Origin of the sequence: Clostridium saccharobutylicum DSM 13864, assembly GCF_000473995.1 — a bacterium.
Classification (GTDB): Bacteria; Bacillota; Clostridia; order Clostridiales; family Clostridiaceae; genus Clostridium; species Clostridium saccharobutylicum.
The window spans coordinates 3,207,420-3,223,066 of the sequence record NC_022571.1 but is presented as its reverse complement, the minus strand read 5'-3'; the positions used below and the strand labels follow the sequence as shown (position 1 = coordinate 3,223,066).

The window sequence follows — 15,647 nt, the reverse complement described above, 5'->3', positions numbered from 1 at the left end:
AAAAATAAGTATTGGAGGGAAGAGAGATGAACAGTAATATGCAAGCGCTATTTGCTAATATACTACCTTTTGTAGTTATAATAGTTGTATTTTATTTCTTAATGATAGTACCAGATAGGAAAAGAAAAAAGAAATACAAAAGTATGATAGATGAATTAAGAGTACATGATGAAATTGTAACAAGAGGCGGTATAGTAGGAAAGATTACACACATAGATGATAAGTATGTAACTATTGAAACTAGCAGCGCTAATACTAAAATAAAATTTGATAAGAGTGGAATAGCTTATAAAGTAGCTAATAACACACAAAAATAATCATAATACCTTTTACTATCTCATAATATGAAGTAGTAGGAGGTGTTGCTTTATGGAAAATGGAAAATATTTTCGATCAGTATTAAAAGGAACAATAGGAACATTAATATTGAGTTTTGTTGGAATTGCAGTTTTATCTCTACTAATGACTAAATTAGTATTGAGTCAAGGTGTTTTTAGTGCAATATATGTTATTATATCGTTATGCAGCTTGAGCTTGGGTGCAATAGTGGGCGCTAAGAAAAATGAATCAAAAGGTTGGCTTGTAGGAATTGGAGTTGCTATAGCGTATTATTTAGTATTATTTATATTATCGAGTCTATTTAGTGGTGAAATGACATTTAAGCTTTTAGATTTTGGAAAGCTTTGTATATGCTTGGTTGTAGGAACGCTTGCAGGAATGTTAGGAATAAATCTGTAGAATTTTGTTTGGCAGAAATTCACGTTAAATGATTAGAAAAAATTATACATATGCAAAATTGTTTTTGTAAGTTATAGCAATAATAGTATTGATGTAATAATGTATCAACAAAAAACTTTATTAAGAAATTATAGTATGCTATAATGAACAATGTGTTGACAGTATGATGGTAATAAGGTTTAGAATTAAGAATAAATAAATCCAAAAATGATTTATTTTTATATTCTTAATTTTAAATATTTTAGTATTTTACATAACAATGAGAAAAGTTAACAAAATTATATTTAAAGCCTTTTATCTATAAGAAGTGCATAAGGCACATTCAAAAAAATATTCATGGCAATTTTTAAACTGTTGTTTAAGTTCATGTGCCTAAGAATATTTTGGATAAAAGAGAAAATATCCAGAGGGGGATTAAGATGAAGAAGAAAGGCAAAAGTTTATCAATATTTATAGTCATAATTGCTGCTATTCTATTTTTTGCTTTTGCAGGATTTAAAGGATTTGTCCTAGGAGGATGGGAGTTTAAATCATTTGATAAAGTTATAACTAGAGGACTTGACCTTCAAGGTGGAGTTTCAGTACTTATGGAAATTCAAAAAGACAATGTAACTCCAGAAGAATTGGAAAGTACTAAGGAACATTTATCTTTAAGAGTAAATAAACTTGGAGTTGCAGAAACAGTTGTGGCAACAGAAGGTACTAATAGAGTTAGAGTAGATGTACCAGGAAAATCTGATTCTAAAGAAATCGTAGAAGATTTAAGCAAATCAGGTAATTTAGTATTTAAAGGACCAGATGGACAAGAAATTTTAAGTGGTTCAGATGTTAAGAAAGCAACAGCTCAAGCAAACACAGAAAAAGGCGGTTACGAAATTGGACTAGAATTTAATGATGAAGGACAAAAGAAGTTTGCAGATGCTACAGCAAAGTATATAGGACAAAAAATTTCTATTTATCTTGATGATGAAATGATACAAGAAGCTACTGTGCAAACTCAAATTAATGATGGTAAAGCTGCAATTACTGGAAATCAAACTCTAGAACAATGCAAAGCTACAGCTGGATTAATTAATTCTGGGGCACTTCCAGTTCCAGTAAAAGAAGTTTCTGTTACTAATGTTGGAGCTGAACTTGGTGCTACAGCATTCCCAAATGCAATGAAATCAGGAGCTATAGGTATAAGTTTAGTATTTTTACTTTTATTAATCTTATATAGATATGAAGGATTAATAGCGTGTATAACATTAACATTATATACAATACTTTCATTACTTACATTTATAGAAGTAGGAGTAACTTTAACACTTCCAGGTATAGCAGCGTTCTTACTTACTATTGGTATGGCAGTTGACGCCCATATATTAGTATATGAAAGAACTAAAGAAGAGTTAAAGAGAGGTCATTCAATTAAATCAGCAGTTAAAAAAGGAGCTGAGCATGCTCTATCGTCAATTATAGATTCCAATATGACAACTATGCTTTGTGCATTGATCTTATATTTTATAGGATCCGGATCAGTTAAGGGATTTGCTATTACACTTATGGTGGGTATAATAATAAGTTTATTTACTGCATTAATAGTAAATAAATTACTTGTTAGCTTGGCAGTTGAATGTGGTTTGTTAAACAAATATTCACACTTCGGAGTTGTTAAAAAGGAGGCTGAAAAACATGTTTAAGATAATAGAAAAATCAAAAATATTGATTTCAATTTCCTTAATTGTTATTTTAATTGGAATAGGTTTTATATGCTTTAGAGGATTGAACTTTGGAATAGATTTTAAAGGTGGTACTGAAGTATCAATAAAATTAAATGATAGCATAAATAAAGAAGATGTTGATACAATTGTTAAGAGCTATGCTAATGATGCAAACACTAATATATCAGATTCTTATGAATATGAAATAAAATCAGCAGATTTGGATAGTAATAAAGTTTCATCAATCATGAATGATTTAAAGGGAAAATATTCTCTAGAAGATTCAGCATTAATTTCTCAGAATGAAATAGGTGCATCAGTAGGAAAAGAATTAACAAAAAACTCACTTTTAGCTTTATTTGCAGCATTTATAGTAATGCTTATATACATAGCTATAAGATTTGAATTTAAATTTGGAGTTGCAGCTTTAATAGCAACAATTCATGATATATTAATAACTGTTAGTGTGTATGCAATTTTTAATATTCCTGTAAACACACCATTTATTGCAGCTGTGTTAACTATAGTTGGTTATTCAATGAATGATACAATAGTAATTTTTGATAGAATAAGAGAAAATACAAAAATTATGAGAAGAGCAGATCCGACAGAAGTTGCAAATACAAGTTTAACTGAAACAATGTCAAGATCAATATATACATCACTTTCTACTTTAATGACAATAATTGCGATGGATATATTAGTACCATCAGTTAGACAATTTACGATTCCGCTAATAGTAGGAATTATAGCAGGTGCATATTCTTCTATATTTATAGCTTCTCCAGTATGGGTATATTTAAAAGATAGAATTAAAGATCAAAAGAAAAAATTACAAAAAGCTTAATTACTGGAACACAATTAAAGAAGAACCTCCAGCATAAAATGGAGGTTTTTTTATTGTCAAAATCATTATAATCATTTATAATAAAGGTGTTTTCTAATTTTATGGAGGAAGAAGCCATGCGTAAATTCTGGGAAAGTATATATTGTCCAAATTATATTACTGGATATAACCCATTTATACTTAAAGGTATGAACAAAGCAATAGAAAGATTAGCTTTAGCTATAAATAATAGGCAAAAAATTGTTGTCTATGGTACATATAATGTCGATGGGATTTGTGCTGTTTCATCATTGATACTTGTTTTAAGATATTTAAATGCAGATGTAGAGTATTTAATATATGATAGACAAGAAAATGATGCTAGGATAAATTCTGTAGATATAAGAGATAATGTAGATTTTTTGGGCGCTGAGCTTTTAGTAACTTTAGGTGTAGGATTAAAATCACAAGAAGAAGTAGATTTGTGCAAACAATTGGGCATAGATTTGATTGTTCTTGAAAATGAAGAAAGTGATATTGTGAATGATTATATTTACATTAATCCAAATCAAAAGGGTTGTCAGTATAGATATAAAAATTTATCTACAAGTGGATTAGCATTTAAGTTAATGCAAGCTATTGCAATCTATTATAACATGAAGAGTATAAACAAATATTTAGATCTGATACTTATAGGCATAAAATGGTCAAATGTATCAGACAAAGGGGAAAATGGAGTATTGATTAAAGAAGGAAATAAATTTTTGATGAATACTAATAATAATGGGTTAAGGTCAATAATAGAATTTAATAGTATAGAAGAATTTGATGATGATGGCATAAGCAAGATGATAGAATTTATAATTCCGCCTATTGGTGCTGTAGGAATTATGGATAATGCTAGAATAGTCTTAGAACTGTTGACAACAAATGATAAAGACAGAGCGGATCAAATCGTAAAATATTTATATAGCTTAAAGAGGAATAATCCTTTAAAACAAATAAAACATATTTAACAATATATGCTATTTAATCTTGAATTTTATATTAAAATAATTTCTGTGGAGGAATAAAAATGGATTTAAAAGAAAAAATAAGAATAGTTGAAGATTTTCCTAAAAAAGGAATAAGCTTTAAAGATATAACAACATTAATAGGTGATGGTGAAGGATTAAGAGGAGCTATTGATGCAATAGTAGAACATTTAAAAGATAAGAATATTGACTTAATAGTTGGACCAGAAGCACGAGGATTTATTTTTGGAGTTCCTGTAGCTTATGCTTTAGGTATAGGATTTGTTCCGGTAAGAAAGCCAGGAAAGTTACCAGCAGAAACTATTTCTGTAAGTTATGATTTAGAGTACGGACAAGATGTATTAGAAATCCATAAAGATGCTATAAAGCCTGGACAAACGGTAGCAATTGTAGATGATTTATTAGCTACTGGTGGAACAGTGGAAGCGGTTGCTAAATTAATAGAGCAAGCAGGTGGAGTTGTTGCATCATTAGATTTTGTAACAGAATTAACAGAACTTAATGGTAAAGATAAATTAAAAGGTTATGATGTATTATCATTAGTTGAATATGATGTCTAAAATTATTGAAAATAATTCTAAAATAATATATAATTATTAAAAAGCAAGGCTGGTTATTAAACCAGCCTTTGAATTTAGAGATAAAATTGATTAAAGTAGAAGGAGAGCAATCCTTATGATTGATAAGTTGTTAGAAAAAATACAAAACAATTGTCATAATATTGATATTGACATGGTAAAAAAAGCCTATAATTTTGCCGAAGAAGCTCATAAGGAACAAAAAAGAGAATCTGGTGAACCGTATATTATTCATCCAATAGCTGTAGCTGAAATTTTGGCAGAAATGGGTATGGACACTAATACAATTGTTGCTGGACTCTTACATGACGTAATTGAAGATACACATTATTCTTATGAGGAAACAGCAGAACTTTTTAATCCGCAAATAGCGAATCTTGTAGATGGAGTTACTAAGCTCACAAAACTTGGGGAAATGGAATATAAAACTAAAGAAGAGCAGCAAGCGGATAATGTTAGAAAAATGTTACTTGCTATGGCAAAAGATATAAGAGTTATAATAATAAAATTAGCGGATAGGCTGCATAATATGAGAACCCTTAAGTTTATGCCAGCTAATAAACAGAAGAATAAAGCTAAAGAAACACTAGACATATATGCACCTTTGGCACATAGACTTGGTATATCTAAAATAAAATGGGAACTTGAAGATTTATGTTTTAGGTATTTACATGAAAAAGAATATTATGAATTGGTAGATGATATAGCAGAAAAAAGAGTTGAAAGAGAAACATATATAAAAGATGTAGTAAAAGACTTGAACGAAAAGCTAGAAAGTGCAGGAATAGACTCAGATATAGATGGTAGACCTAAGCATTTCTATAGTATTTATAAAAAGATGGTTACAAAAAACAAGAGCATAGAACAAATATTTGATTTGACTGCAATAAGAGTACTGGTTAATTCAGTTAAAGATTGTTATGGTGTTCTTGGAATAGTTCATACAATATACAGACCGATTCCAGGCAGATTTAAGGATTATATTGCTATGCCTAAGCCTAATATGTATCAATCTCTTCACACAACTGTAATTGGCCCTCAAGGTAAAACTTTTGAAATTCAGATAAGAACATTTGAAATGCATAAGACAGCAGAATATGGTATTGCAGCTCACTGGAAATATAAAGAAGGTGATACTGGAAAAAATGAACAAGATAAAGAAATGGATTTTGAAAAGAAGCTTGTATGGCTTAGAGATATGCTTGAATGGCAAAAGGAAACATCTGATGCTGAAGAATTTATTGAAGGATTTAAAATAGATTTATTTTCTGATGAAGTATTTGTATTCACACCAAAAGGAGTTGTAATAAACTTATGTAGAGATGCTACTCCTATTGATTTTGCTTATAGAATACATACAGATGTTGGGAATAAGTGCGTTGGTGCTAAAGTAAATGGAAGGATAGTACCTCTAGATTATACTCTTAAAACTGGAGAAATTGTAGAAATACTTACATCTTCTAATGCTAAAGGACCTAATATGGATTGGTTAAATATTGCAAAGAGTAATCAGTCTAAGAGTAAGATAAAGCTTTGGTTTAAGAAAGCTAAAAAAGAAGAAAATATTTTAAAGGGTAAGGAGCTTCTTGAAAAGGAATTGAAGAAGCAAGGCGTTAATTATGCAGATATTGCTAAAGGCGATACTTACGAAAAAACTGTTAAAAGATATAATATACATACTATAGATGATTTACATGCATTATTTGGAATCGGTGGATTATCTGTATCTACATTTATCTCAAGATTGAAAGAAGATAATGGAATAGATAAAGTAAATAAAGAAAAAGAAAATAAAGAAATTTTAAATAAGTCAATTGAAGAACAAATTGCTAAATCTGCAAGGCAGCCTGAACCAAATAGTTATGGAATAACTGTAAAGGGTGAAAGCAATTTAATGGTTAGATTTGCAAAGTGCTGTAGCCCAGTACCAGGTGATGAGATTTTAGGATATATTACTAAAGGTAGAGGTGTATCTGTACATAGAAAAGATTGTACAAATCTTCAAAATCTTATCGATACTGATGGTGATAGGGTTGTAGAAGTTAATTGGGGATCATCTAAAGGAAATGCTTATTTTGCAGAAATTCAAGTTGAAGCAGACGATAGAGATGGATTACTTGCAGACATAATGAGTGTAATAACAGACCTTAAATTGCAATTAAGTGCTGTTAATGCTAATTTGGCTAAAAAAGGATCTGCTTTTGTAAATGTAAAAGTTAAGATTACATCAGTTGATACGTTAACAGATTTAATGAAGAGAATAAGAAAATTAAAAGGCGTAGTTGACGTATATAGAGTTAATAGTTAAATTTACAGTTTTAATATATTATATAATTAGGAATAAGGTGTTAATGTAGCTGCAAATTAAATATACTAATTTTATTATTTAACGTGAAGTAGTTATATTAATAACTTTATTTCCTAAGTAAAGTATTGTAACAGTAATGTGGATTGAAGGAAGGCGTAATAAGATGAGGGCAGTGGTACAAAGAGTAACTTCATCTAGTGTTTCAGTTGATGGAGAGATAATAGGAAAAATAAATGAAGGGGTTAATGTTCTAATAGGAATATCTAAGGATGATACTTTAGAAGATTTGAAATATATAAAGGATAAGATTATTAATTTGAGAATTTTTCATGATGAGAATGATAAAATGAATTTGTCACTTCTTGATATACAAGGAGAAATACTTGCTATATCACAGTTTACCTTATATGGAGATTGTAGAAAAGGAAGAAGACCAAATTTTATGGATGCTAAGGGTGGAAATGAAGCTAAAGAACTTTATGATGAATTCATAAAAATGATCAAAACATCCAATTTAAAAGTTGAAACTGGTGAGTTTGGAGCACATATGAAGGTTGAAATTAATAATGATGGTCCTGTTACAATTTTGCTAGACAGCAAAAGAAATTTTTAAGAAAATAATGATTGTAATTTATTACAAGTATTATAAATTATAATTTTAATAAGGAGGAAATGATTTTGGTTATAAAAACAATTCCAGCAGGAGTTTATGAAGCAAATTGTTACCTATTAATTGATGAAGATACAAAGGAATGTGGAGTTATAGATCCAGGTGGAGACTATAAAAAAATAGAATTTCAAATAAAATCAGCAAATGTAGATCCTAAATATATCCTTTTAACTCATGGTCATTTTGATCATGTTGGAGGAGTTGTTGATTTAGCGAACTCATTTAATATTCCATTTTATATAAGTAAAGTAGATGAAGATTATATGGAAAAAGATGATTCAGTATTTGGAACATTGCCTAAGGCTAGTGGATATTTAAAAGAGGGAGATACTTTAAAGTTAGGTAATCATACTATAAAGGTATTAGAAACACCTGGTCATACAAAAGGTGGTCTTTGCTTTGTAGTTGAAAATATGGTGTTTACAGGTGATACTTTATTCCAAGGATCTGTAGGGAGAAGTGACTTTATTGGTGGGAATGGTTTAGAGCTTGTAGAAAGCATAAAAGCAAAATTGCTTCCTCTTGGAGATGACGTAGAAGTTTATCCAGGACATGGACCTAAGTCTAATATAGGATATGAAAGAAGAATGAATCCCTTTTTATAAGGCACGTGAAAATAAATAACAAGTTCAATTTGCTATTTGAATGTGTTTAAAATGACACTTAGAAGTTAAAAAGACAATATATTTTTAATATGGATAAAATTATATACAGTATTTTGGATATATTGTTTAAGGAGAAAAAATGGAGATTAAAGTTAATTTAAATGATTTAAAATTTAGGTATGAAGTATATCAACTGTTTAATGTATATTTTCCAATGAATAATATAAAGTTTTTAGATTCTGATAATTCAGATTATATTTTTTATATTGATGATAAAATTATGAAATTTAATCATAAAGAATATAGTAAGGAAGAATCTCTAGGAGAAGATATTAAAAATTCTCTTAGAAGATTCCTTTTTCTGTGTTTAAAGGATATAACAAACGATATATATCCTTGGGGAATTTTAATTGGAATAAGACCTTCTAAAATAGCATTAAAACTACTTAAAGAAGGCAATACTGAAGAAAAGGTAATTGAAATTTTTAAAGAAAAATATTTAGCGGATGAAGACAAGGCAAGGTTATGTATAGATGTAGCAAAAGCTGAAGAAAGAATAGTAAATAAAGATAAGAATAATATTGCTGTTTATATTGGAATGGCATTTTGTCCAACAAAATGTATGTATTGTTCATTCACATCAAATCCTATAAGCGCTCATAAAAAAATGGTAATCCCATATGTAGAAGCTTTAATGAAGGAAATAAGAGAAATAAGTAAGTATGTTAAGGAAAAAAATCTTAATGTAGAATCAGTTTATTTTGGTGGTGGTACTCCAACATCTGTAAGTGATGGCGAATTCATGATGGTTATGGATGAAATATATAATGACTTTATCAAAGATTGTAATGTTAAAGAATTTACAGTTGAATGTGGCAGACCTGATACTTTAAATAGAAATAAACTGCAAACTATGAAGGATTGTAATGTAACAAGAATAAGTATTAATCCTCAAACTATGAATGATGAAACTTTGAAATTAATTGGAAGAACTCATTCTAGTGAAGATATTAAAGAAAAGTTTAAGATGGCTAGAGAGCTTGGGTTTGAAGACATTAATATGGATATAATAATAGGTCTTCCAGGTGAAGGTCATAAAGAAATATTAAAGACTAAAGAAGAATTAATGAAATTAAAACCAGATAGCATTACTGTACATGGTCTTGCTTTAAAAAGAGGATCAATAATGTATGAAAATTTCATCTTGAAAAAAGGAATACAGATGACGTCTCAAGAAGAAATTATGAAAATGTACGAAGAAAGCAGAAATTTAGCACAAGACCTAGGTATTTTTCCATATTATATGTATAGGCAAAAAAATATGGTTGGAAATATGGAGAATTTGGGGTATGCTAAAGAAGGCAAAGAATGTATCTATAATATTCAAATGATAGAGGAAAGACAAACAATAATCGCTTTAGGTGCAGCCGCTGTAAGTAAAGTGGTATTTCTAGAAGAAGATAGACTTGAAAGATTTCCTAATTTAAAAGATCTTCATGAATATGTAACTAGGATAGATGAAATGATTGAAGGAAAGAAGAAATTATTAGATACGTTGTATTAATGTAATGTAGTATTCGAATTATATAAAGAGGAGGAGTAGAATAATGGCAATGGAAATGCAAGCACCAAAGGGGACAAAAGACATGTTACCTCAAGATGCTTATAAGTGGCAATATATAGAAGGAGTATTTAGAGAGGTTGCTAAGACTTATGGAATTAGAGAAATCAGAACTCCTATGTTTGAACATACAGAACTATTTTTAAGAGGTGTGGGCGACACAACAGATATAGTTCAAAAGGAAATGTATACTTTTAAAGATAAAGGTGATAGAAGTGTAACATTAAAACCAGAAGGAACTTCACCAGTAGTAAGGTCATTTGTTGAAAGCAGATTATTTAATGAAGCACAACCTACAAAGTTATGCTATATAACACCAGCATTTAGATATGAAAATGTTCAAAAAGGTAGACTTAGACAATTCCATCAATGTGGAGTGGAAGTATTTGGATCTAAGGAACCTTCAATGGATGCAGAAGTTATTGCTGTAGCTATGGATACTCTAAAAAAACTTGGATTAAAGAGTTTAAGTTTACATATTAATAATTTAGGATGTCCAAATTGCAGACCTAAATATAATGAAGCTTTAAAGAAATTTTTAGCAGAAAACTATGATGGGCTTTGTGATACTTGCAAGAGTAGATTTGAAAAGAATCCTATGAGAATTTTGGATTGCAAAGAAAAGAAATGTAATGAAATTACAAAAAATGCACCAATAATTTTGGATTATATGTGTGAAGAGTGTGATAGTCATTTTGCTAAGGTAAAAGAATATTTAGATATTTTAGAAATACCTTATGAAATAGATCCAGGCATAGTTAGAGGATTAGATTATTATACAAAGACTATATTTGAAATAGTAACTCCAGATTTTACTGTATGTGGTGGAGGAAGATATGATAAACTTATAGAAGAACTTGGTGGGCCAGATATGCCAGCAGTTGGTTTTGCTATAGGAATCGAAAGATTAATCATGACTTTAGAAAAAGAAGGTATTGAAATACCAAATGAAACTTTATTTGATTTATACATTGGAGCTAGAGGGGAAGAAGAGAGAAAAGCAGCATTTAAGCTAGCTAGTCAATTAAGACCTTTAGGTGTTAAATGTGAAATAAACCATATGGGTAGAAGTGTAAAAGCTGAAATGAAGTATGCTAACAAATTAGGTTGTACATTTACTACTATCATAGGAGAAGATGAATTAAGTAATAAAAAGATAAACTTAAAAAGAATGAGTGATGGTGAAATATTTGAAGTTTCATTAGAAAATATTGAAGAAATAGCTAAAAGTGTTAAATAAGAATATGTTTTAAGGCACATATATTTGTTATTTTTTGAATGTGCCTAAACATATGTTCATTTATAATGATTAGATTAAGTTATAGTTTTTAATTAATATTTTAGTAATATAAGATTTTTTAATGTGTTTATATAAACAATCTTATATGCATTTATATAATGTTAATTATTCACCGTAACTGAATTAAGGAGGAAATTACAATGGGTGAAGCTTTAAATGGATTAAAGCGTACAATGATGTGTGGTGAACCTAGAGAATCACATATAGGTAATAAAATTACTTTAATGGGATGGGTTCAAAGAAATAGAAAGCTTGGAGGTCTTGAATTTATCGATTTAAGAGATAAAACAGGCATAATGCAAGTTGTATTTGGTGAAGAAATTAATGGTGAAGCTTTTGAAAAAGCAAAATCAGTAAAACCAGAATATTGTGTAGCAGTAACAGGTGAAGTTGTTAAAAGAGAAAGTGTTAATGAAAACATGCCAACTGGTTTTGTTGAATTAAAATGTGAAGCTATAAAAATTCTTTCAGAATCAGAAACTCCACCAATATATATAAAAGAAAATTTAGATGCAGCAGAAAATATCAGATTAAAATATAGATATTTAGATTTAAGAAGACCAGATATGCATAGAATATTTGAAATTAGAAGCAAAACAACAAAAGCTATTCGTGATTATTTAGAAGAACATAACTTTCTAGATGTTGAGACTCCAATTTTATCAAAGAGTTCTCCAGAAGGAGCAAGAGATTATTTAGTACCTTCAAGAAATTATCCAGGAATGTTTTATGCACTTCCACAATCACCACAAATATTTAAGCAATTATTAATGGTATCTGGATTTGATAGATATTATCAAATAGCTAAATGTTTCAGAGATGAAGACTTAAGAGCTAATAGACAACCGGAATTTACTCAAGTCGATATGGAATTAAGTTTTGTTGAACAAGATGACATAATGGCAATAAATGAAGGATTAATTGCTAATGTATTTAAAAAGGTAGCAGGTGTAGATGTACAGCTTCCAATTAAGAGAATGACATTTAAAGATGCTATGGAAAAATACGGTTCAGATAAGCCTGATTTAAGATTTGGAATGGAAATAACTGATATTACAGAAGATGTTCGTGGTTTAGATTTTGTTGTATTTAAATCTGCAATAGAAGGTGGCGGATCTGTTAGAGCTTTATGCTTAAAAGGTGGAGCAGACCTTGGAAGAAAGCCTTTAGATAAATTAGGGGAGTTTGTTAAGACTTATAAAGCTAAAGGTCTTGCTTGGATTCAACTTAAAGAAGATGGTGTTAAGTCATCAATTGCTAAGTTCTTAACTGATGATGTAACAAATTCTATAGTAAAAACTATGAATGCTGAAAAAGGTGATGCTGTTTTAATAGTAGCAGATAAAAATTCAGTTGTATTCCAAAGTTTAGGTGCATTAAGATTAGAACTTGCTAAACAATTCGATTTAATTAAAGATAAGAATGAATTTAACTTCACTTGGATTACTGAATTCCCATTATTTGAATACAGTGAAGAAGAAGAAAGATATAAAGCTTGTCACCATCCATTTACTGCACCAATGGATGAAGATTTAGATTTTATTGAATCAAATCCAGGAAGTGTACGTTCTAAGGCTTATGACTTAGTGTTAAATGGTGAAGAGTTAGGCGGAGGTTCTATAAGAATTCATGATACAGCGCTTCAAGAAAGAATGTTCAGGGCACTTGGTCTTACAGAGGAAGTAGTTAATGAAAGATTTGGATACTTATTACAAGCATTTAAATTTGGACCACCACCACATGGCGGTTTAGCATTTGGTCTTGATAGAATGATTATGTTCTTAGCTGGAACAGAAAACATTAAAGATGTAATTACATTCCCTAAGAACCAAAACGCATATTGCTATTTAAGTGAAGCTCCAAACATAGCTGATGAAAAACAATTAACTGAACTTGGAATTGCAATACTTCCAAAGGAAGATAAAAAAGAAGAAGAATAGAAAATATTTTGATAAAAAAGGCTCTTTTATAATGATTCATTATCATTTATAGAAGAGTCTTTGCATTTTTTGCTTATTTATTATAAAATGTATTTTAAAAGTATTAAGGCACATTCAAATAAATAACAAGTCCATTTGCCAGTTTATTTTCCATCATGCTGCGTCGGCAAATTGACCTAATATGCTTGCTATGAGGGCAATTCACCTCCTTGCCTGATAAAAAATATTCATGGCAAATAGGAACAGTTATTTATTTTCACGTGCCTAAGTCACATTTAAATAAATAGAAATTGGGGAGGAAATAAAATGATAGGAACTATTGTTAATGCAGGGGCTATAATAGGTGGTTGTTTAGTAGGGTTAGTTGTAAAAGAAAGGTTAACGGAAAACATTAGTACAACCATTATGAATGGTTTGGCTTTATGTATATTATACATAGGAATGAGCGGTGCACTTAAAGGTCAGGATACACTACAAATTATAATTTGTATAGCAATAGGTGCATTAATAGGAGAAGTAATTGATATAGATAAGAAAATTAAGAATTTAGGCGATTTTATAGAAGAAAAAATAAGCAATAAAAAGAATAAAAAAGCTCAAGATAACATTTCAGTATCCGAAGGGTTTGTTACGGCGAGTTTACTATTTTGTATTGGTGCAATGGCAGTAGTAGGATCTTTGGAAAGTGGTCTTCATGGAAATCATGCAACTCTTTTTGCTAAATCTATATTGGATGGAGTGTCGTCAATAATATTTACATCATCACTTGGGATAGGAGTAATATTTTCGTCTATTGCTATATTAATTTATCAAGGAAGCATAACTCTTCTTGCAAGTAGTCTTTCAACTGTATTGAGTGAAAGTGTAATATCAAATATGTCTGCGGTTGGAAGTCTTTTAATTGTAGGACTTGCATTTAATATGCTTGGAATAAGCAAAATTAAGGTGGCTAATTTATTACCTGCTATATTTATACCTATTATATTTGGATTATTTTAAAATTTTGTGATAATTCACCGAAATTAGCCATATTTGTTGCAACAGCTTATTTTCAATGCCTATTTAACAAATATGTGGCTAATTTCTCTGTTTGTAGTAACCTTTAGGTTAGAATAATGATATAGTTACCGAAAGAAGCTATATTCTTTTTCTCGGTTGCCATATAACTTAGCTGTGGATTTCTATCAGTAAAAGTTGTCACCATTTATGCATGCTCCTCAAACAAGTTGAGGACAAAAAAAGTGGAATAACTTCTATTGAAGAAATATCTACAGCCAATTATAAACGCAACACTCCGAAAAAGAATATAGCTTCTTTCTAGTTTGTACATATTAGGCTTAACTAATAGCTAGACTTATGCTTTGAAATATATTCTGAACTAGAAAGAAATGGTGCTCTTTTGTGAAGTGTTACATTGAGAAAATAACTGTAGGATTTCTTCAGCATAAGTTGTTCAATTCTTGCTTGTCATTAACTTGATTAAGGAACATGCAGGAATTGAACAACTTATACTGTTAGAAATCCACAGTTATTTTCTCTAGTAACCGAAACAACAGAGCACCATTTCTTTCGGTAAATCACCACATAAGTCTATTTTCCACCAATTAAGAAATTTTCAACTATTTTTGCTGCATCTTCAATGCAGCCAGGGCATGAACGTTTTACAGGTTCGCCATTTGTTCCTTTAAGTTCTTTGCATATTGTTGTTGAATTCATTTCTCTGAATTCATCAGATAATGTTCTTACAAGTGCATATGTGGAAGCTTTTGAATTCCCACTATCTATTGAACCAACACTATTTTTCAATCCAGCAAGCATAAACATTGCAGTTACAGCACCGCAAGTGTTTTGCATCCCTCCCATACCGCCACCAAATCCTTCAGATACCTTAAAGGCTGTTTCTTCATCCATTCCAAATAAATCGCAATATGTACATACAATTGCTTGAGCACAATTATATCCATGCCTATGTTTATCTAATGCTATTTCAATTCTACTTTCCATTTTAAAATCCTCCATAATAATAATTTATTGTAAATTTGTTAGGCATAGTATACACAAATATAGAATTTAATTCAAGTAGAGATCTTATTCTTAAATTATATTTTAAAATTTAATTTGGCATACTGGGATAAATAAAAGAATAATATTATAAATTTATTTTTATAAATGATTGTTATCTAAATTGGTGAAAATGATTTCGTGTTTAAAATAAGTGGTTATAGGATTTTTAGTATATTGTTAAATTGATGTTTATATAAGAAAATAGTGTTATTTTAATAATTATAAATGTTTACAAATGTTAAATGTTAAAAAAAGTAAAA

14 protein-coding genes are annotated in these 15,647 nt (G+C 29.6%); 13 read left to right on the top strand and 1 reads right to left on the bottom strand.

Translation table 11 applies throughout. The annotated features are described in order from the left end of the window. Positions 1 to 26: 26 nt before the first annotated feature. The 13 genes from yajC (at position 27) to CLSA_RS13810 (ending at position 14,322) form a co-directional block, all read left to right on the top strand. Positions 27 to 317, top strand: coding sequence for a preprotein translocase subunit YajC (yajC, locus tag CLSA_RS13870; protein WP_022746988.1), 291 nt, complete (start codon positions 27 to 29; stop codon positions 315 to 317). Positions 318 to 369: 52 nt separating this feature from the next. After that, positions 370 to 738 (top strand): TIGR04086 family membrane protein, encoded by a 369-nt coding sequence (locus CLSA_RS13865; RefSeq protein ID WP_022746987.1) that lies wholly within the window; start codon positions 370 to 372, stop codon positions 736 to 738. 419 nt (positions 739 to 1,157) lie between these two features. Beyond that, positions 1,158 to 2,420 carry a protein translocase subunit SecD gene (gene secD, locus CLSA_RS13860; protein WP_022746986.1) on the top strand — a complete coding sequence of 421 codons (1,263 nt, stop codon included), beginning with the start codon at positions 1,158 to 1,160 and terminating at the stop codon, positions 2,418 to 2,420. Beyond that, positions 2,413 to 3,288 (top strand): protein translocase subunit SecF, encoded by an 876-nt coding sequence (gene secF, locus CLSA_RS13855; protein WP_022746985.1) that lies wholly within the window; start codon positions 2,413 to 2,415, stop codon positions 3,286 to 3,288. The genes secD and secF overlap by 8 nt, the downstream gene beginning before the upstream one ends. 116 nt (positions 3,289 to 3,404) lie before the next feature. Then, positions 3,405 to 4,283 carry a DHH family phosphoesterase gene (locus CLSA_RS13850; protein ID WP_041716281.1) on the top strand — a complete coding sequence of 293 codons (879 nt, stop codon included), beginning with the start codon at positions 3,405 to 3,407 and terminating at the stop codon, positions 4,281 to 4,283. A 59-nt stretch (positions 4,284 to 4,342) separates the two neighbouring features. Continuing rightward, the gene (locus tag CLSA_RS13845; RefSeq protein WP_022746983.1) at positions 4,343 to 4,861 is read left to right on the top strand and encodes an adenine phosphoribosyltransferase; all 519 of its coding nucleotides are present in this window, start codon (positions 4,343 to 4,345) and stop codon (positions 4,859 to 4,861) included. A gap of 115 nt (positions 4,862 to 4,976) precedes the next feature. Then, positions 4,977 to 7,187: a RelA/SpoT family protein gene (locus CLSA_RS13840; protein WP_022746982.1), complete on the top strand. Its 2,211-nt coding sequence runs from the start codon at positions 4,977 to 4,979 to the stop codon at positions 7,185 to 7,187. A gap of 163 nt (positions 7,188 to 7,350) precedes the next feature. Next, positions 7,351 to 7,800, top strand: a complete 450-nt coding sequence (gene dtd / locus CLSA_RS13835) for a D-aminoacyl-tRNA deacylase (protein ID WP_022746981.1) — start codon at positions 7,351 to 7,353, stop codon at positions 7,798 to 7,800. 65 nt (positions 7,801 to 7,865) lie between these two features. Continuing rightward, positions 7,866 to 8,462, top strand: coding sequence for an MBL fold metallo-hydrolase (locus CLSA_RS13830; RefSeq protein WP_022746980.1), 597 nt, complete (start codon positions 7,866 to 7,868; stop codon positions 8,460 to 8,462). Between the two features lie 139 nt (positions 8,463 to 8,601). Beyond that, positions 8,602 to 10,026: a coproporphyrinogen III oxidase gene (locus CLSA_RS13825; protein WP_022746979.1), complete on the top strand. Its 1,425-nt coding sequence runs from the start codon at positions 8,602 to 8,604 to the stop codon at positions 10,024 to 10,026. A 43-nt stretch (positions 10,027 to 10,069) separates the two neighbouring features. Continuing rightward, entirely contained in the window at positions 10,070 to 11,323 is a 1,254-nt protein-coding gene (gene hisS / locus CLSA_RS13820) for a histidine--tRNA ligase (RefSeq protein ID WP_022746978.1), read from the top strand. Between the two features lie 200 nt (positions 11,324 to 11,523). Further along, positions 11,524 to 13,323, top strand: a complete 1,800-nt coding sequence (aspS, locus tag CLSA_RS13815; protein WP_022746977.1) for an aspartate--tRNA ligase — start codon at positions 11,524 to 11,526, stop codon at positions 13,321 to 13,323. A 306-nt stretch (positions 13,324 to 13,629) separates the two neighbouring features. Next, positions 13,630 to 14,322, top strand: coding sequence for a DUF554 domain-containing protein (locus CLSA_RS13810; protein WP_022746976.1), 693 nt, complete (start codon positions 13,630 to 13,632; stop codon positions 14,320 to 14,322). A gap of 591 nt (positions 14,323 to 14,913) precedes the next feature. Here CLSA_RS13810 and CLSA_RS13805 read toward each other — a convergent pair. Next, complete coding sequence (locus CLSA_RS13805; RefSeq protein WP_022746975.1) at positions 14,914 to 15,327, bottom strand: C-GCAxxG-C-C family protein; 414 nt, start codon at positions 15,325 to 15,327, stop codon at positions 14,914 to 14,916. Positions 15,328 to 15,647 lie beyond the last annotated feature (320 nt).

What these genes read in the sequence shown, in the direction of transcription:
- yajC (WP_022746988.1), top strand. Translation starts at nt 27, where the DNA reads ATGAACAGTAATATGCAAGCGCTATTTGCTAATATACTACCTTTTGTA.
- CLSA_RS13865 (WP_022746987.1), top strand. Translation starts at nt 370, where the DNA reads ATGGAAAATGGAAAATATTTTCGATCAGTATTAAAAGGAACAATAGGA.
- secD (WP_022746986.1), top strand. Translation starts at nt 1,158, where the DNA reads ATGAAGAAGAAAGGCAAAAGTTTATCAATATTTATAGTCATAATTGCT.
- secF (WP_022746985.1), top strand. Translation starts at nt 2,413, where the DNA reads ATGTTTAAGATAATAGAAAAATCAAAAATATTGATTTCAATTTCCTTA.
- CLSA_RS13850 (WP_041716281.1), top strand. Translation starts at nt 3,405, where the DNA reads ATGCGTAAATTCTGGGAAAGTATATATTGTCCAAATTATATTACTGGA.
- CLSA_RS13845 (WP_022746983.1), top strand. Translation starts at nt 4,343, where the DNA reads ATGGATTTAAAAGAAAAAATAAGAATAGTTGAAGATTTTCCTAAAAAA.
- CLSA_RS13840 (WP_022746982.1), top strand. Translation starts at nt 4,977, where the DNA reads ATGATTGATAAGTTGTTAGAAAAAATACAAAACAATTGTCATAATATT.
- dtd (WP_022746981.1), top strand. Translation starts at nt 7,351, where the DNA reads ATGAGGGCAGTGGTACAAAGAGTAACTTCATCTAGTGTTTCAGTTGAT.
- CLSA_RS13825 (WP_022746979.1), top strand. Translation starts at nt 8,602, where the DNA reads ATGGAGATTAAAGTTAATTTAAATGATTTAAAATTTAGGTATGAAGTA.
- hisS (WP_022746978.1), top strand. Translation starts at nt 10,070, where the DNA reads ATGGCAATGGAAATGCAAGCACCAAAGGGGACAAAAGACATGTTACCT.
- aspS (WP_022746977.1), top strand. Translation starts at nt 11,524, where the DNA reads ATGGGTGAAGCTTTAAATGGATTAAAGCGTACAATGATGTGTGGTGAA.
- CLSA_RS13810 (WP_022746976.1), top strand. Translation starts at nt 13,630, where the DNA reads ATGATAGGAACTATTGTTAATGCAGGGGCTATAATAGGTGGTTGTTTA.
- CLSA_RS13805 (WP_022746975.1), bottom strand. Translation starts at nt 15,327, where the DNA reads ATGGAAAGTAGAATTGAAATAGCATTAGATAAACATAGGCATGGATAT.